The following is a 25,026-nucleotide window of genomic DNA, read 5'->3' on the forward strand; positions in this document are numbered from 1 at the left end:
TTACAACTTACTTTTTATATATTTAAAATCTTCTTTAGAAACTTGTGGCTCTAGCTCTAAAAACATTTTTCTGTATTCTTTTTTTTCTAAAATATCATTAACTAAACCTCTAGCAAAACTTTTAAATTGCCACACAGGATGGTTTGTTGCATGTATTAAATCTACTAAATTAGTTTTATCTAAATAAAATAAATCGTTTAAATAAGAAAAAGCCAATTGTCTGGTTTCAAAATGTTCTGCTTCACTAGTGTAGCCCCTTAGTTCTTTTAAATATTCATTTTTTAAATCTACATTATATTCTTTAGTCATAATTGCCAATGCAAGCCATAATTGCCTCACATTTTTGCTAGAAAAACCTATAATACCTTTAGTTTTATTTAAATATGTAACACGTTTTTCTGGGTTGTAAATCCAAAGCTTATACAGTGCATTTTCTACAGTAGTATAACTTTTATCCATTAAAAAAGATTCAAAATAAGCAATATCCTCTCCTATTAATTTTTGTGTATTTAATAGCAATGTTTGCCTTAACGTTACATCATTAGATGTTAATATATGTTTTTTAACTGTTTTAGATAACGACTTAGAATAAAACTCTACAATATATTTTTTTAGTTGGGTTGATGTAGCTTTATCCCAATACCTATCTATTATTATACTATTTTTTTTATTACTAACCGTTAGTTCCTTCTGTAATTTATAAAATGTTGCTATAGATGATGATGACCTTTTTAAAATATTTTTAGCCTTGCTTGTAGGAAAATCTTTTGCTGTTAACCAGGTAGACTTATAGTCTTTTAAATTAATACCACTTGCCGCTTCTATACTTGATAAAAAATCTGAAACAGTAACATTTTTGTATCTATACTTTTCTAAATAGTTTTTTACTCCCTCTTTAAAAGCATTTTTACCAACTAAATCTACTAATGCGTGTAATGCCCAAGCACCTTTTTCATAAAAGGTTAAACTACTCGCTTTTGGGTTTAGCAAAGACTCTCCTTTATTTTTTTGACTAAACTTATCTAGTTGTAAAGCTGTAGAAAATAGTTTCCAATTAAAATGTTCTTCTCCTAACACCTCTTTCTCTGCTAAATAGGAGTAATAAGTAGCAAAACCTTCATGTAACCAGTGATTTTTGCTATCTACTTCTGTAACCAAATCTCCAAACCATTGATGAGCAAGCTCATGAGCATTTACATTTACATAATTGGTATCATTATACGCCACAGAATCTACCACATAAGCATCAGAAAAAATAGTAGTTGTTGTATTTTCCATACCAGCATATAAAAAATCGCGTACAGGTATTTGTTTATATACTTGCCAAGGGTATGCAACACCAATTTCTTCTTCTAAAAAATTAAAAATAGCTTTACTGTATTTATATGTGGTTTCTACTTTTGCTGAATCTTTTGGGTAGTAATACAACTCTAAAGGCACGCCAGAAGCAGAAAATTGTTTATTAACAGCGTATTTACCAATTGCAAAGGCTAACAAATAACTAGACATTGGATTTTTCATCCTAAATTCCCATTCCTTTAAGTTATCCTTTACATTAGTTGTTTTTAACTTACCATTAGCTATAACTTGGTAATTTTCATTAAAAGTAATAGTTAAGTTAAAAATAACTTTCTCATTCATATCATCAAAACTTGGCAGCCAATGGCTTGTATATTTACCTTGACCTTGTGTCCAAATTTGATTGTTTTTATCATCTTTTTTATTCCAACCTACAAAATACAGTGTCTGTTTTGGTTGTGCTTGGTAAGTAAGTTTTAAATTATATTTTTTACCCTTTTTTAGCTTTTTATAAATGGTAATTCTATTTTCATCTACCTTATATTTTACACGCTTATTGTTAAGTAAAACTGTTGTGAAATTCATTTTTTTTGCATCTAAAAAAACGGAGTCTACAGTTGCTAATACATTAAAAGCATAGGTAACAGTACCATTAATTTTTTTAGCCTGCTCATTTGGCTTAACATCTACATTTGCGGTTAAAAAGTCTACTTTAGGTTGTTCTTGTGCCTGTAAAACAACGCATTGCGTGCAAATTAAAAACAGCGTAAGGTATCTAAAAAAAATCATCATTTTAATTTTCAACCAAAATAAGCATTTTCATCTTTTGTGGTTGTTCAGATTCGGTTTATTTTAGTCGTATGAATCCTAATTATTTACAAACTCCTATTGCATATCTAAAAGGTGTTGGGCCAAGTAGAGCTCAAACCTTACAGAGTGAGCTGGGCGTGTATACCTATCAGGATTTACTTAATCTTTTCCCTAACAGGTATTTAGATAAAACCCAATATTACAAAATTAGCCAATTGCAACGCAACAGTGCAGAAGTACAAGTAATTGGAAAAATAATACACTTAAAAGAAGTTGGTCAAAAAAGAGGAAAAAGACTAGTTGCCACTTTTGTAGATGATACAGGTAAAATGGAACTAGTTTGGTTTAGAGGCCAAAAATGGATTAAAGAAAATATTAAACTAAATGTGCCTTATGTAATTTATGGCAAAACAAATTGGTTTAATGGTACATTTTCTATGCCTCACCCAGAAATGGAATTATTAGAAGACCATAAAAACGGTTTAAAGGTTAGTATGCAGCCTATATACCCTTCTTCAGAAAAACTAACTAACAAAGGCATTACAAATAAAGTAACAAGTAAACTTTTACAGCAGTTATTTATAGATACTAAAGCTCAATTTGCAGAAACATTACCTGTTTATTTACTAAAAGAGTTAAAGTTAATAGGCAAGAGTGATGCGCTACTAAACATACATTTTCCTAAAAGTCAGCAAGATTTAGCAAAAGCACAATTTAGGCTAAAGTTTGAAGAATTGTTTTATATACAATTACAACTTATTGCTAAAAAAATGGTGCGTAAAAACAAAATTAAGGGCTTTCCTTTTAACGCTGTTGGCACCTATTTTAGTGACTTTTATAATAATTATTTACCTTTTGAGCTTACCAATGCTCAAAAACGCGTAGTTAAAGAAATTAGGGCAGACTTAGGTAGTAACGCACAAATGAATAGGCTTTTACAAGGAGACGTTGGCTCTGGTAAAACCATTGTGGCATTAATGACAATGTTATTGGCTTTAGACAACGGTTTTCAGGCTTGTTTAATGGCTCCTACAGAAATTTTAGCTACACAGCATTACAACGGAATAACAGAATTATTACAAGGCTTAAACATTAAAGTATCATTACTAACAGGTTCTGTAAAAAAATCTGCCCGAAGAATTATACATGAAGAACTAGAGAGTGGCGAGTTACACATTTTAATTGGCACACACGCACTCTTAGAAGACAAGGTACAATACAAAAATTTAGGGTTAGCTATTATAGATGAGCAACATAGATTTGGAGTAGCACAACGAGCAAAATTATGGCGTAAAAACACAATGCCTCCTCATATTTTGGTAATGACGGCCACACCAATCCCTAGAACATTAGCTATGAGTTTGTATGGTGATTTAGATATTTCTGTAATAGATGAACTACCACCAGGACGTAAACCAATAAAAACTGTGCATAGGTTTGATGCAAACCGTTTAAAAGTTTTTAGATTTTTAAAAGATGAAATAAATATAGGAAGACAAGTGTATGTAGTATATCCATTAATAAAAGAATCTGAAGCTTTAGATTATAAAGATTTAATGGATGGTTATGAGAGTATTGCTAGAGATTTTCCGGCTCCAAAATACCAAATATCTATTGTACACGGGCAAATGAAACCAGATGATAAAGAGTTTGAAATGCAACGCTTTATTAAAGGAGAAACTCAAATTATGGTTGCCACTACTGTTATAGAGGTTGGTGTAAATGTACCTAATGCATCTGTAATGATTATAGAAAGCGCAGAGCGTTTTGGCTTATCTCAATTACACCAATTGCGTGGCAGAGTTGGTAGAGGTGCAGACCAAAGTTATTGTATTTTAATGACTGGTCACAAATTATCTGAAGACGCAAAAACAAGACTAGAAACTATGGTACGTACCAATGATGGTTTTGAAATTGCAGAAGTAGATTTAAAACTACGTGGTCCTGGAGATATTATGGGCACACAACAAAGTGGAGTTTTAAATCTTAAAATAGCAGATATTGTAAAAGACAACGACATTTTACAAACGGCTAGGCATTATGCTATTAAAATTTTAAAAGAAGACCCTAGTCTTAGCCACCCCAATAATAACGTGGTTTCACAAGCTTACGCACAACTTGTAAAGCATAAAAACATATGGACCTACATAAGTTGAACATCGTAATTTAAAACTATCTTTTAACAGTTAATTTATAGTATTCTTTATTTTTGAGAGTTAGAGGTTTTACATAGATTGTAAAACAAGATTAGTGTAGAAATACCTATTCTTTTGCTAAACCAAGATGAAAATAAATAATACATGAAAACACTGTTTGACAAGGTGTGGGACTCCCACGTAGTAAAAAAAATAGAAAACGGACCAGATGTTCTTTTTATAGATCGCCATATGGTACATGAAGTTACTAGTCCGGTTGCATTTTTAGGTTTAAAAAGTAGAAATATTGGTGTAAAACACCCAGAAAAAACATTTGCTACTGCAGACCATAACACACCAACTATTAATCAGCACTTACCGGTTAAAGATCCTTTATCTGCTAACCAATTAAAAGCATTAGAAGAAAACTCTAAAGCTCACGGTATTAGTTACTGGGGATTAGGTCATGAAAAAAACGGTATTGTACACGTTGTTGGTCCTGAGTATGGTATTACACAACCAGGAGCCACTATTGTTTGTGGAGACTCGCACACCTCTACTCACGGTGCCTTTGGCGCAATTGCATTTGGTATTGGTACATCTGAGGTAGAAATGGTTTTAGCTACACAATGTATTATGCAACCTAAACCAAAAAGTATGCGTATTAATGTTGTAGGCGACTTAAACAAAGGGGTTACACCTAAAGATGTTGCTTTATACATTATATCACAGCTTACCACTTCTGGTGCAACAGGTTACTTTGTAGAATACGCAGGTGATGTATTTAAAAATATGACTATGGAAGGCCGTATGACGGTTTGTAACCTTAGTATAGAAATGGGTGCCCGTGGAGGTATGATTGCTCCTGACGAAAAAACATTAGAATACGTTAAAGGAAGAGAGTTTACACCAACTGGTGCTGCTTGGGATAAAGCAAAAGCATACTGGGATACTTTGTACACAGAAGAAGACGCTACATTTGATAAAGAACTTACTTTTAAAGGAGCAGATATAGAACCTATGATTACCTATGGTACTAATCCTGGTATGGGAATGGGTATTGGCAAAGATATACCAACTGCAGAGAGTTTAGAGGGTGGTGTATCTACCTATAAAAAGTCTTTACAATATATGGCTTTTAATGAAGGAGATTCTATGATTGGTAAGCCAATTGACTTTGTGTTTTTAGGAAGCTGTACTAACGGAAGAATTGAAGATTTTAGAGCTTTTACAGAAATTGTAAAAGGCAAGCAAAAAGCGCCAAATGTAACTGCGTGGTTGGTGCCGGGCTCGCATAAAGTAGAAGCAGCTATTAAAGAAGAAGGTTTATTAGATATTTTAACAGCTGCTGGTTTTGAGTTAAGAGAACCTGGTTGTTCTGCGTGTTTAGCTATGAATGATGATAAAGTACCAGCTGGTAAATATGCAGTAAGTACATCTAACAGAAATTTTGAAGGTAGGCAAGGTCCTGGATCTAGAACACTATTAGCTTCTCCGCTTGTAGCTGCCGCAGCTGCAGTAACCGGTAAAGTTACAGACCCTAGAGAATTGCTATAAAATAGCTGTTAGTTGCTAGCAATTAACCTTGGTTAAATGCTACATAAAAATTAATAATCAAAATATACCACTAGCCAAAAACTAGAGGCAAAAAGTAAATTAAAATGGCATACGATAAATTTAACATCTTAAAAAGTAGTGTAGTTCCGCTACCAATAGAAAACGTAGATACAGACCAAATTATACCAGCACGTTTTTTAAAAGCTACAGAACGTAAAGGTTTTGGAGATAATTTATTTAGAGATTGGCGCTACAATGCAGACAATTCTCCTAAAAAAGATTTTGTTTTAAACCAAGATAAATACTCTGGTAAAATACTAGTTGGTGGTAAAAACTTTGGTTCTGGTTCTTCTCGTGAGCACGCAGCTTGGGCTGTATATGACTATGGTTTTAGATGTGTAGTATCTAGTTTTTTTGCAGATATTTTTAGAAACAACTGTTTAAACGTTGGTGTATTACCTGTACAGGTTTCTCCTGAATTTTTAGAAAAAATATTTGCAGAAACAGAAAAAGACGCTGACTCACAAGTAGAGGTAAATTTACAAGAACAAACAATTACTATTGTTAATACTGGCGACAAAGAATCTTTTGACATTAATGCGTATAAAAAAGAAAATATGCTTAATGGTTTTGATGATATTGACTACCTGTTAAATATGAAAGAAGAAATTACGGCTTTTGCTGAAAATACTCCTTTGTAATTTAATACGTACCAGAATAACCCGCCAATACTATAATGAAAAGAAAGATTGAAATAATGGATACCACACTCCGTGATGGTGAACAAACCTCTGGAGTGTCCTTTTCTGTTTCTGAAAAATTAACTCTTGCTAAATTATTATTAGAAGAGTTAAAGGTTGATAGGATTGAAGTTGCATCTGCACGTGTGTCTGATGGTGAACTGCAAGCTGTACAACAAATTACAAGTTGGGCAACTGCACACAACTACATTAACAATGTAGAGGTTTTAACTTTTGTAGATAAAGGTGTATCTATTAAATGGATGCAAGATGCAGGTGCTAAAGTGCAAAACTTATTAACCAAAGGATCTTTAAATCATTTAACACATCAGTTAAAAAAAACACCAGAACAGCACTTTAAAGAAATTAAAGAAACTATTCTGCTTGCTCAAAATCATCAAATAGAAACAAATGTATATTTAGAAGATTGGAGCAACGGTATGCGAAATTCTAAAGCATATGTGTATCAGTTTTTAGATTTTTTATCTCATCAACCTATAAAAAGAGTTTTATTACCAGACACATTAGGTGTACTAACACACACTGAAACATTTACGTACATCTCAGAACTGGTAAAAAAATACCCAAACCTTCATTTTGATTTTCACGGTCATAATGATTATGATTTAAGTGTTGCTAACGTAATGGAGGCTATTAAAGCTGGTTGTCACGGTTTACACCTAACCATTAATGGTATGGGAGAACGTGCTGGTAATGCACCAATGGCCAGTGTTGTTGCGGTAATTAATGATTTTTTACCCAATGTAGAAATTGATTTAAAAGAAACATCATTATACAAGGTAAGCAGACTGGTATCTACATTTACTGGTTTTGGAATACCAGCAAACAAACCTATTGTTGGTGAAAATGTTTTTACACAAACAGCAGGTATTCATGCAGACGGAGACAGCAAAAAGAATCTTTATTTTAATGATTTACTTCCTGAACGTTTTGGTAGAAAAAGACAATATGCTTTAGGAAAAACATCTGGCAAAGCTAATATTTTAAAAAACTTACAAGAGCTAGGACTAACACTAAATGATGATGATTTAGGAAAAGTTACACAACGAATTATTGAGTTGGGTGATAAAAAGGAAAAAGTTACTAAAGAGGATTTACCTTATATAATTTCTGATGTTCTTGATAGTGATAGTTACCAAGATAAAGTCATTGTAAAAAGCTATGTGCTTACCCATTCTAAAGGCTTAAAACCAAGCACAACGGTTGCCGTAGAAATTGAAAATGAATTGTTTGAAGAAAACGCGCAGGGTGACGGACAATATGATGCTTTTATGAATGCTATTACCAAAATTTTTAAAGCTAAAAATATTAAGCTTCCTAAATTAATAGATTATGCTGTGCGTATACCGCCTGGCAGTAATTCTGACGCACTTTGTGAAACCATTATAACATGGCAAAACGGAGAAAACGAATTTAAAACTCGTGGACTAGACTCTGACCAAACTGTATCGGCAATAAAAGCAACAGAAAAAATGCTAAATATAATTTAGCAGAATTAAAAAATAATTAAAGAGAAAAAACATACCTATGAAATTAAATATAGCACTATTAGCAGGAGACGGTATTGGTCCGGAAGTAATAGACCAAGCAGTAAAAGTATCTAATGCTATTGCAAAAAAGTTTAATCATGAAATTAACTGGACACCAGCTTTAACTGGTGCTGCAGCTATTGATGCTGTTGGAGAACCTTACCCAGATGAAACACACGCTATTTGTGAAGCTGCAGATGCTGTTTTATTTGGAGCAATTGGTCACCCTAGGTTTGATAATGACCCATCTGCTAAAGTAAGACCAGAACAAGGTTTACTTAAAATGAGACAAAAATTAGGTTTGTTTGCTAATGTTAGACCAACATTTACATTTCCTTCTTTAATAGATAAATCTCCCTTAAAAAGAGAGCGTATAGAAGGTACAGATCTTATTATTTTAAGAGAACTTACTGGCGGAATTTATTTTGGTGAACGCGGACGTAAAGACAATGGAGATACTGCTTTTGACACTTGTACCTATACAAGAGCAGAAGTGCAACGTTTGGCTAAAAAAGGATTTGAATTGGCTATGACACGTTCTAAAAAACTTTGTTGTGTAGATAAAGCTAATGTTTTAGAATCTTCTAGATTATGGAGAGAAACTGTACAAGCAATGGAAAAAGAGTATCCAGAGGTAGAAGTTTCTTATGAGTTTGTAGATGCTGTAGCTATGCGCTTGGTACAATGGCCAAACTCTTATGATGTTATGATTACTGAAAATCTTTTTGGTGATATTTTAACTGATGAAGCTTCTGTTATATCAGGATCAATGGGATTAATGCCATCTGCATCTGTAGGTGAAAAAGCAAAATTATACGAACCAATTCACGGCTCATATCCGCAAGCTGCTGGTAAAGATATTGCAAACCCATTGGCTACAGTATTATCTGCAGCAATGTTATTTGAAGATTTTAAATTGGTTGATGAAGCACAAGCTATAAGAGATGTAGTAAACAAATCTTTAGCAGAAGGTATAGTTACCGAGGATTTATCTGAAGGTGGTAAAGCATACAAAACCAGTGAAGTTGGAGATTGGTTAGCAGAAAACATATAATCTTAGTACAATTATATAGTAGTTAAAAGCCTCTGAATTTAATTTCAGAGGCTTTTTTTATGTTTATTACCAGCTAACTCCAGATCCACCGCCACCAGATCTACCACCACCAAAACTTGAAGATGAAGAGGATGACGATGAGGATGAAGATGAATAACTACTACTTGAGGAACTTGAACTGCTTGATGAACTAGAGCTTTCTCTAACCAATTTAGCCAATACAACAATCTCAGATGTTTTATCATTACAGTTTTTACATTCGTAAAAATCTATACGTTCTCCTTCCCTATCGTAATTAGGTCTTATTCTAACCGTAGACTTTGTTTTTCCTTTAGTCTTATAGTTACATTGGTAACATTTTGAGTATTTTCTACTAGAAATACCATCATACTTTAATATTAAAATATCACTTTTATCCTCTGTAACCCAGACATCATAGTCTACAGAATTTATATATTCTTCAACAATTTCACCTTCTTTTAAAAAACTTCTTTCTTTTTTAGAGTCTAATAAAATTAAAGGTTTGCCATTTACTTTACTAAATCTGGGGTCATATCTATATTGCTTTAGCCTTGTTTTTATAGTAGTACTCATTCCCCATAACGGAAAAGGAAATAGAAAAGCAAAACAACCTATTTCAACTTTTTTTAGACTATTGTATTTATCATAATAGTCTTCTTTAGATGCATCTATAAATTTAATTTTAAGAGAATAATAAATGGTAAGAAAAATTAAAAAAAACACATATACAATCGATAAAAGAATCCATTTATTTGTTGCTAATAAGTCGTCTATAAATAATAAAAATGCAGAATCGTCATCATCTACTTCATAAGTAACATCATTAGAATAGATATAATCTATGGTATTTGGGTTTTCTACAACTTCTTTTACTTTGTCTGCGGCTTTTAAAAGGCCTTCTCCATATTCACCTTCTTTAAAAAACGGAACAATTTCATCTGTACCAATTCTATAACAAATATTATCTGTTAATATAGCTTCTAAACCATAACCAGTTTCAAACTCCGTTCTACGCTGGTCCATTACCGTTAAAATTAGCAAACCGTTGTCTTTATCAGCTTTGCCAATTCTCCATTTATTAAAAAGTTTTGTTGCAAATTTTTTAGGTATTTCATCACCTATACTTTTAACAACAACAATGGCAACTTCTGCAGATGTATTCCTTTCTAACTCAAATAATACTTTATTAATTTCTTCTTCGTAAATAGCAGAAATATAACCATCTGGATCAGATACATATCCTAAAATACCTTTTCCTCTAGGTTTAGGAATTTCTAGTATAGAGTAATAATCTATATCCCTATTAGAGTATGTTGGTGCAGTAAAAACTGGGTAATTTATAGAACTGTAAGATTGTTGTTCTGTTTCCGTTTCTACTTCTGATGTTACCGTTTCTGGAAAATCTAGATCTTCTACTTCTTCAATATCTTCATCAAACCCAACTTCTTCTACTTCTTCTTCCCCTGTATTTGATTCTATTATTATTTCATCATCTGAATCATCATAAATAATTACTTCTTCAACTTCAGAATAATCTATTTCCTCTTTGTTTTGGTCTTTACAAGATGTAACTAAAAATAGGAATAAAAAGAAATAGCAATAGTGTTTAAATTTCATAGGTTAGTTATATATTAAACTAAACTAGAAATAAAAAATAAGGCAAACAAACTAAAATTACTTGAGTATTTACTCTTTAGAAATATTTAATTTTCTTTTTTGTCTTCTGCTAATTACAATTCCAACTGCTATTAGTGCTCCTGTACCAGCTAAAATGGCACCCACATAACTAGAAGAAACTACGCTATACCCCATTGCAATTGGCAAACCTGCCAAAAATGCACCAGAAGCATTACCCATATTAAATGCACTTTGGTTCATTGAAGAGCCTAACATTTCTGAACCTTTAGATGCGTTTATTATTGCCATTTGTAAAGGTGTTACAACACTAAAAGAAATAGCTCCTATAGTAAAAGTTAGTATTAAAACCATTACCGGATTTGCAGCCACCAATGCATTAATTATCAAAACAGTTGCCATTAGCCCTAAGCTTGTAATTACGGCTCTCATTGGAGACAATTTTTCTGTTAATTTGGCTCCTAAAAAATTACCGGCAACCATACCTAAACCAGCTAAAATCATAGCATAACCAATCATATACTCTGGGTATTTAGTTACGTCTGTAATTAATGGTGCTATGTAACTATACCAGGCAAAAAAACCACCTGTTCCTACAGTTGTTAATAGTATTAATATCCAAAGCTCTATTCTTTTAAAAATTTTAAAATCTTGCTTAATACTTACTGTAGATGCTGGTTTTAATTTAGGCATCCACAAGTAAACTGTTAGCATTGCCAAAACCCCAACAACACCAACCATCATAAAAGCTACATTCCAGCTAAAATGATGTCCAAAATACGTACCTAATGGCACGCCAACAACATTAGCAACAGTAAGACCCGCAAACATAATTGCCATAGCCTGTGGTTCTTTACCAGGAGTTGCCAATTTACCAGCTACAACAGCACCAATACCAAAAAAGGCGCCATGTGGTAGTCCAGATAAAAACCTAAAAATTAACAGTGAAGTATAACTTTCTGCAAATGCAGATAGCGTATTAAAAACTGTAAACCAAAGCATTAAACCAAGTAACATTTTATGTGAAGGCCACTTGCTACCTAGGCTAGATAATAAAGGAGCACCAACAACAACACCCAATGCATAAATAGCAATAAAATGTCCGGCTTCTGGTATGGTAATAGATAACGCTTTTGCTACATCTGGCAAAATACCCATAATAACAAACTCTGTCATACCAATACCAAAACCACCTATAGCTAAAGCAAATAATGCCTTTTTGTTCATCTTCTTTGCGCTCATTTTTTCTTCTGCTTTCTAAATAAATTAGACCCTTCTTTACAATTAAAATAAGCGAACAAAGGTAACTAGAATACTGCTGAAACTTGTATACAGAATTAACACATTTATGTTAATTAATACATAAAAAACAACTGGTCTGTAAAATTCTACAATTGGGTATTTCTTTTTATCAAAACAGAACTTACCAATAGACATTTGCTTCATCAATCAAAAAAAACAATTAAACTTTTTTTAAAATGAAACAGCTATTTTTTTTACTCTTTGTGCTAGCAACATATTCTCTATTTGCACAAACAACAATTACTGGTAAGATAACAGATAAAAAAGGAGCTCCTATTAGTGGCGCCAATGTGTATTTAGATGGCACTTATGATGGTACAGCAACTATAGACAATGGAACATTTACATTTACCACAGAAGAAACAGGAGAACAAACCTTAATAGTTTCGTTTATTTCTTTTGAAACGTACCACTTAACTGACTTGGTTAAAAACTTAAAAAATATAACCATAAAACTTAAAGAAGACGTAAATACTTTAGATGCCGTAATTGTAAATGCAGGCTCATTTAAGGCAGGAGAAAATGCAAAAGTTACCGCACTAAAACCGTTAGATGTTGTTACTACAGCCGGCGCTATGGGAGATTTTGTTGGAGCTTTACAAACATTGCCAGGCACATCTAATGTAGCAGAAGATGGGCGCTTATTTGTACGTGGCGGAGATGCAGAAGAAACCCAAATTTTTGTAGACGGTATGCGCGTATTTAGTCCTTACTCACCTACAGCAAATAATATACCTACAAGAGGTAGGCTGTCTCCTTTTCTATTTAAAGGAATAACTTTTTCTACTGGCGGATACTCTGCAGAATACGGACAAGCATTATCTAGTGTTTTACTTTTAAATAGTATTGATGAGCCAGAGGAAGAACGTACAGACATATCTTTAATGACTGTTGGTTTAGGCATAGGGAATACACAAAAGTGGGAGAAAAACTCTTTAAGTGTTAATGCTTCTTATATAAATCTACAGCCTTACCAAGAACTTTATCCAGATAATAATGAATGGCATAAACCGGTACAGTCTTTTGGTGGTGAAGCTGTATACAGACATAAAATTAATACTGATGGTTTACTTAAGCTATATGGAGCTTTTAGCACTGTAAATTTTGATTTAACACAAGAAGATATAAACATACAAGAAGGTATACGCTTTGGTATGAAAAATAGAAATTTATACTTTAATGCATCCTATAAAGACTTTTTAAAAAATGATTGGAGCATACAAACTGGCTTGTCTTATGCCAATGATTATTCTGATTTAGATATTATAGAAGATACTGTACAAGACACAGAAAACGCTGCTCATTTAAAATTAAAGTTAAGTAAATTTTACAACAGCAGATTTCGTTTAAATTTTGGAGCAGAATATTTTATTACAAGTTTTAATGAAGACTATACTGCATTAAATGAGGATACTTATAATTATACGTTTAATAACAATATTACTGCATCTTTTGCAGAAGCAAATATTTTCTTTTCTAAAAAATTAGCCGCAAATATTGGTTTACGTGGCGAGTATTCTAGTTTATTAAATGAGTTTACCGCCTCACCTAGAGCTTCTGTAGCATATAAATCTGGTGCTAACTCTCAGGTATCATTAGCATATGGACAATTTTACCAAAACCCTAAAAATGAATATTTAAAATTTAACACCAATTTTTCTGCAGAAAATACATCACATTTAATTGCCAATTATCAATATGTAAAAAACAAGCAAATATTTAGGGCTGAAGCTTATTACAAAGATTATAATAACCTTGTTAAATACAACACAGAACAACCACTACCCACAGCAAACTATAGCAATAATGGTGGTGGTTTTGCAAAGGGTGTAGATTTATTTTGGCGAGATAATAAAACTATTAAAAATACAGAATACTGGGTTTCTTACTCGTATTTAGATACCAAACGAGATTATAAAAATTACCCAACCAAAGCTACACCAAGTTTTGCATCACAACACAATGCTTCTGTAGTTCTAAAACACTTTATAAGTAATTTAAAAAGTCAGGTTGGAGTAAGCTATAATTTTGCTTCTGGGCGTAACTATACAGACCCAAATAAAAGTGGTTTTTTAAATAGTAAAGCAAAAAATTACAATGCTGTAAATGCCAATTGGGCATACTTAATTAGTCCACAAAAAATACTTTATTTTTCTGTTAGTAATGTTTTTGGTACTCAAAATGTAAACGGATATCAATTTAAAAACCAAGCAAATACCAACGGCGTTTTTGAAAGTAGAACTATTAAACCAGCTGCAGACCGTTTCTTTTTTGTTGGTTTCTTTTGGACCATTAGTGATAATAAAAAAGATAACCAGTTAGACAATTTATAAATATACATTTCAGCTACTTAATACTACAGCTGAGTAACTTAAAAATGCATAACTAGCCAAAGGTTATGATATTTGAATAAAGAAATAAACAACAATATAAAACCTTAAAAAAATGAAAAAGATTGCCTTATTATTAGCCTTTATATGTGTAGCAAGTTTAAGTGCACAAACACAATATGAAAAAGGAATGACCAAAGCTTTTGAACTATGGAAAAATAACGAGAGTGCAAAAGCAGTACAAATGTTTGAGCGTATTTCTAGTGTAGAAAAAGACAATTGGTTACCGCCATATTATGCAGCTACCGTAGAAATTATAAGTGCTTTTGGTATAAAAGATGAAGCAGAACTAACTGCTAAACTAAACAAAGCAAAAACATTTTTAGATACTGCTGACAAACTATCTGAAAATAACCCAGAAATATTAATGTCATATGCGTTATTAAACACAGCATATATTGCTTTTGACGGACAAAAATACGGAATGACATTATCTGGTAAAAACGTAGCTATTTATAACAAAGCATTAGCAATTGCACCAAATAACCCAAGAGTAGTTTTAGGTAAAGCAGAATGGGATATGGGAGCTGCAAAGTTCTTTGGACAACCACTAGAACCGTTTTGTAAAGATGTAAAAAGAGCTATAGAATTATTTAAAAAAGAAGAACAAACAATTAAATTTTACCCGTATAGTGGTTTAGAAAGAGCTAAAGAAATATTAGAAAACTGTGAAAAAAAATCCTCTCAAAATTAATTGAGAGGATTTTTATATAACTTAAAACCATAGGTCTTATAAAATATAATCTGTGCTAATAAAGTTAGATAATCTAGTCTCTAACAATTGCTCTATAATTTCATTATTAATATCATTGTCTTTAGACGCTACAAACGTACGTACAGAGAAAGAACGCAAAGCATCATGTACACTTAATGTTGCTTGTGCAGAGTCTTTACGGCCTGTAAAAGGGTAAACATCTGGTCCTCTTTGGCAAGAGCTATTTAAGTTAACTCTACATACCAAGTTTACCAAAGTATCTATTAACGGAGCTAATGTATATACATCTTTACCAAACAAACTAACTTGCTGTCCGTAATTAGAGGCAGCCATATCATCTAAAGGTTCTTCAATATTACTAAAAGAAACTACTGGTACAACTGGTCCAAACTGCTCTTCTTGGTACACACGCATATCTTTAGAAACTGGATATAATACTGCTGGCCAAATATAATTATCTGTAGTTTTACCTCCTTTTTTATTTAAAATTGATGCTCCTTTTGCTTTAGCATCATCTATAAGTTCTTGTATGTAAGCAGGCTTATTTGGCTCTGGTAATGGTGTTAGTTTAGCGCCATTATCCCAAGGGTTACCAAATTTAAGCTCGTCTACACGTTTAGCAAAACGTTTATTAAACTCATCTGCAATACTCTCGTGTACATAAACAACTTTTAAAGCTGTACAACGCTGACCGTTAAAAGACAACGTACCAGCTATACATTCATCTATAGTTAAATCTAAATCTGCATCTGGTAAAATAATTGCGGGGTTTTTAGCTTCTAAACCTAAAACCAAACGTAGCCTGTTACTTTTTGGGTGCTGCTCTTGTAATGCATTTGCAGATTTACTGTTACCAATTAAAGCAAGCACATCTACCTTTCCTGTTTTCATAATAGGACTAGCAACTGCTCTACCTCTACCAAAAATAATATTTACAACACCATTAGGGAAAGATGATTGAAAAGCCTCTAACAAAGGAGTAATTAATAAAACACCATGTTTAGCAGGTTTAAATATTGTAGTATTTCCCATTATTATTGCTGGTATTAGCAATGCAAATGTTTCATTTAACGGGTAATTGTAAGGCCCTAAACAAAGTACTACACCTAGTGGTCCTCTACGTATATGAGCATAAACACCATCGTTTTTTTGAAACTTAGCAGCATCCCTGTCTAACTGTTTATAGTCTTCAATAGTATCTTTAATATATATTACTGTACGGTCAAATTCCTTTTCTGAATCTGGTAAAGACTTACCAATTTCCCACATTAAAAGTTTTACAACTTCATCACGCTTAGTAATCATTTTTTCTACAAACTTCTCCATACAATCTATACGCTCTTTAACACGCATAGTTGGCCAAGCACCTTGACCTTGGTCATACGCCTTTAAAGCTGCATTTAATGCATCTAAAGCTTCTTCTTCTCCCATATCTGGAATACTACCTAATAATGTAGGTTTGTATTCTTCTGTAGATGATATTGTAGAAAATACTTCTGTTGTTGCGCCATCCCATTTTTTAAGATCGCCACCAACTAAGTATTCTTTTTGCTCTATTAACTCTGTAATTTTATATTCTTCAGGTATCGTTGTTCTGCTCATTTTTATCAATTTATAGACTATTTCTAGTATCTTGAATAGTGAATTTACTAAATCTTACGCTTAAAATTGAGGTTCTAAAGCAATATATTTATTGCTTTTGATACGAAAACGTTTTCAATTTCATTTTTTAATAAAAATTTAGTAAAATGTGTCTTTTTATACTAAATATTGAAACAGGTCTGGTTTATTATTTAAGTAGTCGCCAAAGAAATTATTTTCTTTCATTCTAGCAATTAATGGCTCTAAATCCTCAGGTTTTTTCAACTCTATACCAACTACAGCAGGAGCATTTTCTTTACTAGATTTTTTAGAATACTCAAAATGAGTAATATCATCTGTTGGCCCTAAAATTTCTGCAACAAACTCTTTTAAAGCTCCAGGACGTTGCGGAAAACGAACTATAAAGTAGTGCTTTAAGTTTGCAAATAACAAAGCACGTTCTTTTATTTCTGCAGTTCTAGTAATATCATTATTGCTACCACTAACAACACAAACCACATTTTTACCTTCTATTTGTTTTGCATATTGGTCTAAGGCTGCAATAGTTAAAGCTCCCGCAGGTTCTACAACAATAGCATCTCTATTATACAAGTCTAAAATAGTTTGACATACTTTGCCTTCTGGTACTGTAATAACATCGTCTAAATACTCTTTACAAATCTCAAAAGTTAAATCGCCCACGCGTTGTACTGCAGCACCATCAACAAATTTATCAATTTGTACAAGCTCTGTATTTACTCCGTTTTCTATACTGGTTTTCATAGATGGTGCACCAGCAGGCTCTACTCCTATAATTTTAGTAGTAGGAGATAACGCTTTAAAAACACCACACAAACCAGCAGCTAAACCACCACCGCCAATAGCCACAAAAATATAGTCTATTGTTTTTTTAGATTGATGAATGGCTTCTAAACCAACTGTAGCTTGCCCCTCAATAGTTTTTGGATCGTTAAAAGGGTGTACAAATACCTTTTGATGCTCCTCACAAAATTGAAGAGCTGCTTTAGAAGAATCGTCAAAAGTATCGCCTTCTAAAACAATAGTAACCCAATCTCCACCAAACATTTCTGTTTGCTCTACTTTCTGTTTTGGCGTAACTGAAGGCATATAAATTGTGCCTTTAATTCCCAAATGGTTACACGCAAAAGCTACACCTTGCGCGTGATTTCCTGCACTTGCACAAACAACACCTTTTTGTCTTTCTTGTGCAGATAATGAGCTTATTTTATTAAAAGCTCCTCTTATTTTATAGGATCTTACACGGTGCAAATCTTCTCTTTTTAAAAGAATATTAGCATTGTATAACTTTGAATAACGTATACTGTCTAATAATGGTGTGGTGTCTGCAACTGCACTTATAGTACCAGCCGCTTTGCGAATGTTTTCTATGTTAGGAAAATAGTTCATTTTTAATAAAAAATAAAAACCTGCCTAGTTTCTAAAAAACCAGACAGGCTATAGAATAGTTTGGTTGGGTTTACACTATAGGTTTCATTGCAGTCATAGATGCTCTTAATCTTGCACCAACAATTTCTACCGGATGCTCTCTTAATGCCTTGTTAACGGCAATTAATTTAGCATTATCTACACCATTACCTGCATCTGCAGCATATGGTTTGCCAATAACAGAAGTATTTACTTTAGCCATAAAATCTTTTAATAAAGGCTTACAAGCATGATCAAATAAATAACAACCGTATTCTGCTGTATCAGAAATTACTCTGTTCATTTCAAATAACTTTTTACGGGCAATGGTATTGGCAATAAGCGGTGTTTCATGTAACGACTCATAGTACGCAGATTCTTCAATAATACCAGAATCTGTCATAGCTTCAAAAGCAAGCTCTACACCAGCTCTAACCATAGCAATCATTAACACTCCATTATCATAAAATTCTTGTTCAGAGATTTCTACATCACTAGCCGGAGTTTTTTCAAAATTAGTTTCTCCTGTAGCAGCTCGCCAATCTAGTAAGTTTTTATCTCCGTTAGCCCAGTCTTCCATCATAGTTTTAGAAAACTCACCTTCCATAATATCATCCATATGTTTTTGGAATAATGGACGCATAATATCTTTTAATTCTTCTGCTAACTCAAAAGCTTTTATTTTGGCAGGGTTAGACAAACGATCCATCATATTAGTAATACCACCATATTTAAGACCTTCTGTAACAGTTTCCCAACCATACTGTATAAGTTTAGAAGCATAACCTGCATCTATACCTTCTTCAACCATTTTATCAAAACAAAGTATAGAACCAGTTTGTAACAACCCACAAAGTATGGTTTGTTCTCCCATTAAATCTGACTTTACTTCTGCTACAAAAGAAGATTCTAAAACCCCAGCTTTATGTCCGCCTGTAGCAGCTGCATATGCTTTAGCCTGAGCCAAACCTTTGCCCTCTGGATCGTTTTCTGGGTGTACAGCAATAAGTGTTGGCACACCAAAACCTCTTTTATATTCCTCTCTAACCTCTGATCCTGGAGACTTTGGTGCCACCATTATAACAGTTAAATCTTTGCGTACTTGTGTACCTTCTTCAACAATATTAAAACCGTGAGAATAGGATAATGTAGCACCATTTTTCATTAAAGGCATTACAGTATTAACTACGTTAGTATGTTGTTTATCTGGTGTAAGATTAATTACTAAGTCTGCCGTAGGTATTAACTCCTCATAATTACCAACAGTAAAACCATTTTCTGTTGCATTGTTGTACGATGCTCTTTTTTCTTTTATAGCAGCATCACGCAAAGCATAAGAAATATCTAAACCAGAATCTCTCATATTTAATCCTTGGTTTAAACCTTGTGCTCCACAGCCAATAATTACTATTTTTTTGCCTTTTAATGCTGTTACCCCATCAGAGAATTCTGCAGTATCCATAAATCTACATTTACCCAGTTGGGTTAACTTGTCTCTTAATGATAAGGTGTTAAAATAATTTGACATTTTCTGTACTCTTTTTTATCTCAGTATATAAACTAAGAATGATTAATTAATTATGTTGAAATTCTTCTAATAAACTACTAATACGCATTTCTGCTTTACTCACTGCAATTCTACCAGAGCGTACAAATTGCATTATACCATAAGGCTCTAACTGCTCATGCATTTTATTTATTTCTTCTCTTTTTCCTGATTTAGAAAGCACAAAAAAATCGCGTGCAACAGTAACTATTTGCGAGTTATTTTCTTTGATGATGTTTTGAATATTACGCTCATCAAACAATAAATCTGATTTAATTTTAAACAAGGCAGACTCTTGATAAATAATTTCTTCATCATTATGATAGAATGCCTTAATAACCTCTACTTGTTTTTCTATTTGACCAACAATATTTTTAACCCATTGTTCTGTTGTATTTACAACAATTGTAAATTTAGAAACGCTATTAATTTCAGATTTTGAGACATTTAAAGCCTCTATATTTATATGTCTTTTTAAAAATATGCCCGATATTCTGTTTAACAACCCAACGTTGTTTTCAGAATAAACCGATATGGTATACCAATTATTTTCCATTTTTTTATTGCCCCAATTTTACTTAATTTAAAGTTCCTTTGGAATTTTTTAATTAAACTTATTTTAACCTAACGTCTGATACTGAAGCTCCTGAAGGAATCATAGGAAACACATTATCCTCTTTTTCTACCTTAACTTCTAAAAAATACGGATCTTTTGATGCCAACATTTCTTCTATAGTAGATTTTAATTCACTACGCTCACTAACTCGTTTAGATTTAATGTGATAGCCCTCTGCTATTTTTACAAAATCTGGATTCACCATTACGGTAGATGCATACCTTTTATCAAAAAATAACTCTTGCCATTGGCGTACCATTCCTAAATGATCGTTATTTAAAACAATAATTTTCACAGGTACATTGTGCTGAAAAATTACGCCCAACTCCTGTATTGTCATTTGATAGCCACCATCACCAATAATAGCAACCACTTCCCTATCCATAGCTCCCATTTTTGCCCCTATAGCAGCTGGTAAGGCAAAACCCATAGTACCTAAACCACCAGATGTAATGTTACTTTTTGTTTGGTTAAACTTTGCATATCTACAAGCTATCATTTGGTGCTGACCAACATCACTAACAATAACAGCACTGTTGTTAGAAGCAATATTAATTTGCTCTATAACCTCACCCATTGTTAATTTTTCTTTAGTAGGATGAATATCTTTATCTATAACTGTAGTAAATTCTACTTTGTATTTTTCTTTAAAAACGTTGTGCCAGTCTGTATGTTTATTGTCATTTAAAAGCGGAATTAATGCTTCTAAACTATCTTTAGCATTACCCAATACAGCAACATCTGTAGGAACATTTTTATTTATTTCTGCTGGATCAATATCAAAGTGTATAATTTTAGCCTGTTTAGCATAGCTATCTAAATTACCAGTAACACGATCATCAAAACGCATACCAATAGCAATTAAAACATCGCACTCATTAGTTAATAAATTTGGCGCATAATTACCGTGCATACCAACCATACCAACGTTTAAAGGGTGCTCACTATCTAAAGCTGCTACACCTAAAATTGTCCACGCTGCTGGGATTCCTGCTTTTTCTATAACGGTTTTTAATTGAGCTTCTGCCTCTCCCAAAATTACTCCCTGCCCAAATACTATAAATGGTTTTTTTGCTGAGTTAATTAATGCAGCTGCTGCCTTAACTTGGTTAACATCTACCTTAGGGTACGGATTATAACTACGCACACCTGTACAAGCTTCATAGCTAAAATCTAACTCATCAAATTGGGCATTTTTTGTAATATCTACAAGTATTGGACCAGGCCTACCAGATTTAGCAATGTAAAATGCTTTTGCCAGTATTTCTGGAATTTCTTCTGCCCTAGTAACTTGATAATTCCATTTAGTAACCGGAGTAGATATACCAATAATATCTGTTTCTTGAAAAGCGTCTGTACCTAACAGTTGCCTAGGAACTTGTCCTGTAATACAAACCATAGGAGTAGAATCTATCTGTGCGTCTGCCAGCCCTGTAACTAAGTTTGTTGCTCCTGGACCAGAAGTTGCCATAGCAACACCTACTTTACCAGAAACTCTTGCGTAACCTTGTGCAGCGTGTGTTGCTCCTTGCTCATGACGAGTAAGAATATGTGTTAGTTTATCTTGAAACTTGTATAATTCGTCATAAACAGGCATAATTGCTCCGCCCGGATAACCATAAATTAAATCTACACCCTCTGCTAATAAACAATGTATAATAGCTTCTGCTCCACTAATTTTTATGGTTTTATTATTTTTTGATGTTATCTTTTGTTCTTTTACTGTTTCCATTTTCAAAGAGTTAAAGTAAAAAGTGTTATTGTACTGTTTTAGAGCTTAGACAATAGTACTTTTTCAATTTTTTATTTTTTATTAAAACTCATCTGTAACACAACCTTGGGCTGCAGATGATACTGAACGAGCGTACTTGTACAATACACCTTTTTTAAATTTTAATTCTGGAGCCACCCAAGCAGCTTTACGTTTAGCCAATTCTTCTGGTGTAACATCTACATTAATAGCATTAGTTTCTGCATCTATTGTAATAATATCACCGTCTTTTACAAGAGCAATAGTACCACCATCTTGAGCCTCTGGCGCAATATGACCTACAACAAAACCGTGCGTACCTCCAGAGAAACGACCGTCTGTAATTAAGGCTACGTCTTTACCCAAACCAGCACCCATAATTGCAGCTGTTGGCTTAAGCATTTCAGGCATTCCTGGTCCGCCTTTTGGTCCCTCATACCTTATGACGACTACATCACCTTTTTTAACTTTACCATCTCTAATACCATCATTAGCATCATACTCACTATTAAAAACCTTTGCTGTTCCTTTAAAAAGTAATCCTTCTTTACCTGTAATTTTTGCTACAGAACCATTTTCTGCCAAATTACCATACAGCATACGTAAGTGACCAGTTGCTTTTATTGGATTTTCTAGAGGACGAATAACATCTTGTCCGTCTATTAAGCTTGGCACATCTTCTAAATTTTCTGCTAGCGTTTTACCTGTAACAGTTAAACAATCGCCATGTAATAATCCGTTTTTCAATAAATATTTTAATACTGCCGGAATACCACCAATACGGTGTACATCTTCCATTAAATATTTACCACTAGGTTTTAAGTCTGCTATAAAAGGTGTGGTATCACTAATTTTCTGAAAATCCTGAAGCGTAAAATCAATGTCTGCAGCTCTTGCAATAGCTAAAAAATGTAATACTGCATTTGTAGAACCACCCATTATAGTTACCAAACGAATAGCGTTTTCTAAAGATTTCCTTGTAACGATATCTAAAGGTTTTATATCATTTTTTAGTAAGTGATACATTTGTTTACCAGCTGCTACACACTCTTGCTTTTTTTCTTTTCCAATAGCTGGGTTTGATGAATTAAAAGGTAAAGACATACCTAAAGCCTCAATTGCAGAAGCCATAGTATTTGCAGTATACATACCACCGCAAGCACCCGCACCAGGAATTGCTTTTTTAATAATACAGCCAAACTCCTCTTGTTGCATTGTACCTGCTACTTTTTCTCCCCATGCCTCAAATGCAGAAACAATATCTAGTTTTCTATCATTATGGCAACCAGATGCAATTGTACCACCATAAACTAATATAGATGGTCTATTTAAACGAATCATTGCCATTAAGGCACCTGGCATATTTTTATCACAACCTACAACAGTAACTAAACCATCATAAGACATACCTTGTACAACAGTCTCCATAGAGTCTGCAATAATATCTCTAGACGGTAAAGAAAAACGCATACCAGGAGTACCCATAGATATACCATCACTAACACCAATTGTATTAAATATTAGACCTACAGATTCGTTTGTATTAACACCCTCTTTAACCTCTTTAGCCAAATCATTTAAGTGCATATTACACGGGTTACCTTCGTAACCAGTACTTGCAATACCCACAATTGGTTTACTAAAATCTTCATCTTTAAAACCTATACCATACAACATTGCTTGTGCGGCAGGTTGCGTAGGATCTTGTGTTACATTTTTACTGTACTTATTTAACTCCATTTGGCTATATCTTGTAATTCTTATTGTTTATTGAATATAATTTACTATTCAAATATAATTCTTTCACTTTCTTCATTTTTTTAACATTGTTTTTTAGTATAAATTCAACTTCCTATATATTAATTTAATTAACTGATTTACAGTAATATAAAACCATATTTTGTATCACATTCAGCTATTTTATTTCCTTTAATAGTTTAATTAGATAATGGTTGTAATAAAGTTGAAAACAAAAAAAAGCCTGTGTCAATTTTATATGACACAGGCTTTTCTTAAAATCAATATAAGACCGTATCATCCCCAGAGAGAGATAATAATGACTAATACAATAATAATTATGTTGCTTTTCATTCTGATAGCAATATTAGATATTTTTTATTTATTGACAATATTTTTTTTGAGAAATTACTTAACATCTTCTTAAAAAGTGTGCATTTCATCTAAAAAGCAAAAACTTGTGTGTATTTCATCGAAACGTAAATAATAAACCTAAAAAAGCACGGTTATAATAATCCCAAACCTTATTAAACCTACTATTAATGACATGTTTAGAATGTAAGAAAGAGCTAAGCTATATTGACCATAAAAATGCTATTGATGCATTTGGAGTTGAGTTATGTGCAAAGCATCAAGTGAGATTAAACAGGCTTATTATAAAAAACAATACGCCTAAAGAAGCTATACAGTTATACTATGGTCTTAAAGAGAGAGGCTTAACACCAATGTTAGAATGGTGGGATGGTAAAAAATCTATAGACATTGCTATTTCTAGAGTTAAATTAAATATAGAAATAGATACAGAGTACCATATGCTAACTCATGAACAAGCAATAAACGATTTAGAAGAAGCAATGCATTCTTTTAAAAATGGCTTTACAACTATTCGCATCCCCAACGATTTAATTAAGCATCATTTTACAGAAACTATAAACAACATTCTTGGCATAGTTGAAGGTTTAAATGCTAACATTAAAAAAATATAACAACATATATTCTTATAAAAACTGTATATAAATAGTAATACGTACCTACACCTATTATTTATTTATATACAGTTATTTTTTTCATTTTTTAGTACCTTGGTACTTTAATTAACCTAAAAGATGAAAAAAGTAACTACACTTTGTTTTTTAATTTTA

Annotated in this window: 17 protein-coding genes; 8 read left to right on the forward strand and 9 right to left on the reverse strand. The window is 32.8% G+C overall.

Translation table 11 applies throughout. From position 1 onward, the window contains the following. Entirely contained in the window at positions 1–2,091 is a 2,091-nt protein-coding gene (locus KLA_RS03515; protein ID WP_034643871.1) for a M1 family metallopeptidase, read from the reverse strand. Positions 2,092–2,159: 68 nt separating this feature from the next. On the opposite strand from KLA_RS03515, the gene recG reads away from it, so the two are divergent. The 5 genes from recG (at position 2,160) to leuB (ending at position 9,145) form a co-directional block, all read left to right on the forward strand. Further along, on the forward strand, positions 2,160–4,265 hold the full coding sequence (gene recG / locus KLA_RS03520) for an ATP-dependent DNA helicase RecG (protein ID WP_034643875.1): 2,106 nt from the start codon (positions 2,160–2,162) through the stop codon (positions 4,263–4,265). A 144-nt stretch (positions 4,266–4,409) separates the two neighbouring features. After that, on the forward strand, positions 4,410–5,801 hold the full coding sequence (gene leuC / locus KLA_RS03525) for a 3-isopropylmalate dehydratase large subunit (protein ID WP_034643878.1): 1,392 nt from the start codon (positions 4,410–4,412) through the stop codon (positions 5,799–5,801). 104 nt (positions 5,802–5,905) lie between these two features. Continuing rightward, on the forward strand, positions 5,906–6,502 hold the full coding sequence (leuD, locus tag KLA_RS03530) for a 3-isopropylmalate dehydratase small subunit (protein ID WP_034643880.1): 597 nt from the start codon (positions 5,906–5,908) through the stop codon (positions 6,500–6,502). Positions 6,503–6,537: 35 nt separating this feature from the next. Then, positions 6,538–8,052 (forward strand): alpha-isopropylmalate synthase regulatory domain-containing protein, encoded by a 1,515-nt coding sequence (locus KLA_RS03535; protein ID WP_235183515.1) that lies wholly within the window; start codon positions 6,538–6,540, stop codon positions 8,050–8,052. A 37-nt stretch (positions 8,053–8,089) separates the two neighbouring features. Then, the gene (leuB, locus tag KLA_RS03540; RefSeq protein ID WP_034643886.1) at positions 8,090–9,145 is read left to right on the forward strand and encodes a 3-isopropylmalate dehydrogenase; all 1,056 of its coding nucleotides are present in this window, start codon (positions 8,090–8,092) and stop codon (positions 9,143–9,145) included. Positions 9,146–9,211: 66 nt separating this feature from the next. Here the strand turns inward: leuB and KLA_RS03545 are convergent, their stop codons facing one another. Further along, entirely contained in the window at positions 9,212–10,783 is a 1,572-nt protein-coding gene (locus KLA_RS03545; RefSeq protein ID WP_034643889.1) for a TPM domain-containing protein, read from the reverse strand. A gap of 69 nt (positions 10,784–10,852) precedes the next feature. Continuing rightward, on the reverse strand, positions 10,853–12,043 hold the full coding sequence (locus tag KLA_RS03550; protein WP_034643890.1) for an MFS transporter: 1,191 nt from the start codon (positions 12,041–12,043) through the stop codon (positions 10,853–10,855). Positions 12,044–12,279: 236 nt separating this feature from the next. Here KLA_RS03550 and KLA_RS03555 point away from each other — a divergent pair, with 236 nt between their 5' ends. Both KLA_RS03555 and KLA_RS03560 read left to right on the forward strand, forming a co-directional pair. Further along, the gene (locus KLA_RS03555) at positions 12,280–14,436 is read left to right on the forward strand and encodes a carboxypeptidase-like regulatory domain-containing protein (protein WP_034643891.1); all 2,157 of its coding nucleotides are present in this window, start codon (positions 12,280–12,282) and stop codon (positions 14,434–14,436) included. Between the two features lie 112 nt (positions 14,437–14,548). Next, entirely contained in the window at positions 14,549–15,187 is a 639-nt protein-coding gene (locus tag KLA_RS03560) for a hypothetical protein (RefSeq protein WP_034643893.1), read from the forward strand. A gap of 36 nt (positions 15,188–15,223) precedes the next feature. Here the strand turns inward: KLA_RS03560 and KLA_RS03565 are convergent, their stop codons facing one another. The 6 genes from KLA_RS03565 to ilvD form a co-directional block, all read right to left on the reverse strand. Beyond that, a complete protein-coding gene (locus tag KLA_RS03565) occupies positions 15,224–16,810 on the reverse strand; it encodes an NADP-dependent glyceraldehyde-3-phosphate dehydrogenase (protein WP_034643895.1) in 1,587 nt (528 codons plus the stop codon). Between the two features lie 156 nt (positions 16,811–16,966). Then, positions 16,967–18,217 carry a threonine ammonia-lyase IlvA gene (gene ilvA / locus KLA_RS03570; RefSeq protein WP_034643896.1) on the reverse strand — a complete coding sequence of 417 codons (1,251 nt, stop codon included), beginning with the start codon at positions 18,215–18,217 and terminating at the stop codon, positions 16,967–16,969. Positions 18,218–18,287: 70 nt separating this feature from the next. Beyond that, the gene (gene ilvC, locus KLA_RS03575) at positions 18,288–19,763 is read right to left on the reverse strand and encodes a ketol-acid reductoisomerase (protein WP_013622309.1); all 1,476 of its coding nucleotides are present in this window, start codon (positions 19,761–19,763) and stop codon (positions 18,288–18,290) included. Positions 19,764–19,809: 46 nt separating this feature from the next. Beyond that, positions 19,810–20,337, reverse strand: coding sequence for an acetolactate synthase small subunit (ilvN, locus tag KLA_RS03580; protein ID WP_013622308.1), 528 nt, complete (start codon positions 20,335–20,337; stop codon positions 19,810–19,812). Positions 20,338–20,395: 58 nt separating this feature from the next. Next, the gene (ilvB, locus tag KLA_RS03585; protein WP_200868404.1) at positions 20,396–22,129 is read right to left on the reverse strand and encodes a biosynthetic-type acetolactate synthase large subunit; all 1,734 of its coding nucleotides are present in this window, start codon (positions 22,127–22,129) and stop codon (positions 20,396–20,398) included. An 81-nt stretch (positions 22,130–22,210) separates the two neighbouring features. Further along, positions 22,211–23,887: a dihydroxy-acid dehydratase gene (gene ilvD, locus KLA_RS03590; protein ID WP_034643899.1), complete on the reverse strand. Its 1,677-nt coding sequence runs from the start codon at positions 23,885–23,887 to the stop codon at positions 22,211–22,213. Between the two features lie 539 nt (positions 23,888–24,426). Here ilvD and KLA_RS03595 point away from each other — a divergent pair. After that, complete coding sequence (locus tag KLA_RS03595; RefSeq protein WP_013622305.1) at positions 24,427–24,870, forward strand: hypothetical protein; 444 nt, start codon at positions 24,427–24,429, stop codon at positions 24,868–24,870. Positions 24,871–25,026: the final 156 nt, after the last annotated feature.

The sequence above is a fragment of the Cellulophaga geojensis KL-A genome (genome assembly GCF_000568425.1).
Lineage (GTDB): Bacteria > Bacteroidota > Bacteroidia > Flavobacteriales > Flavobacteriaceae > Cellulophaga > Cellulophaga lytica.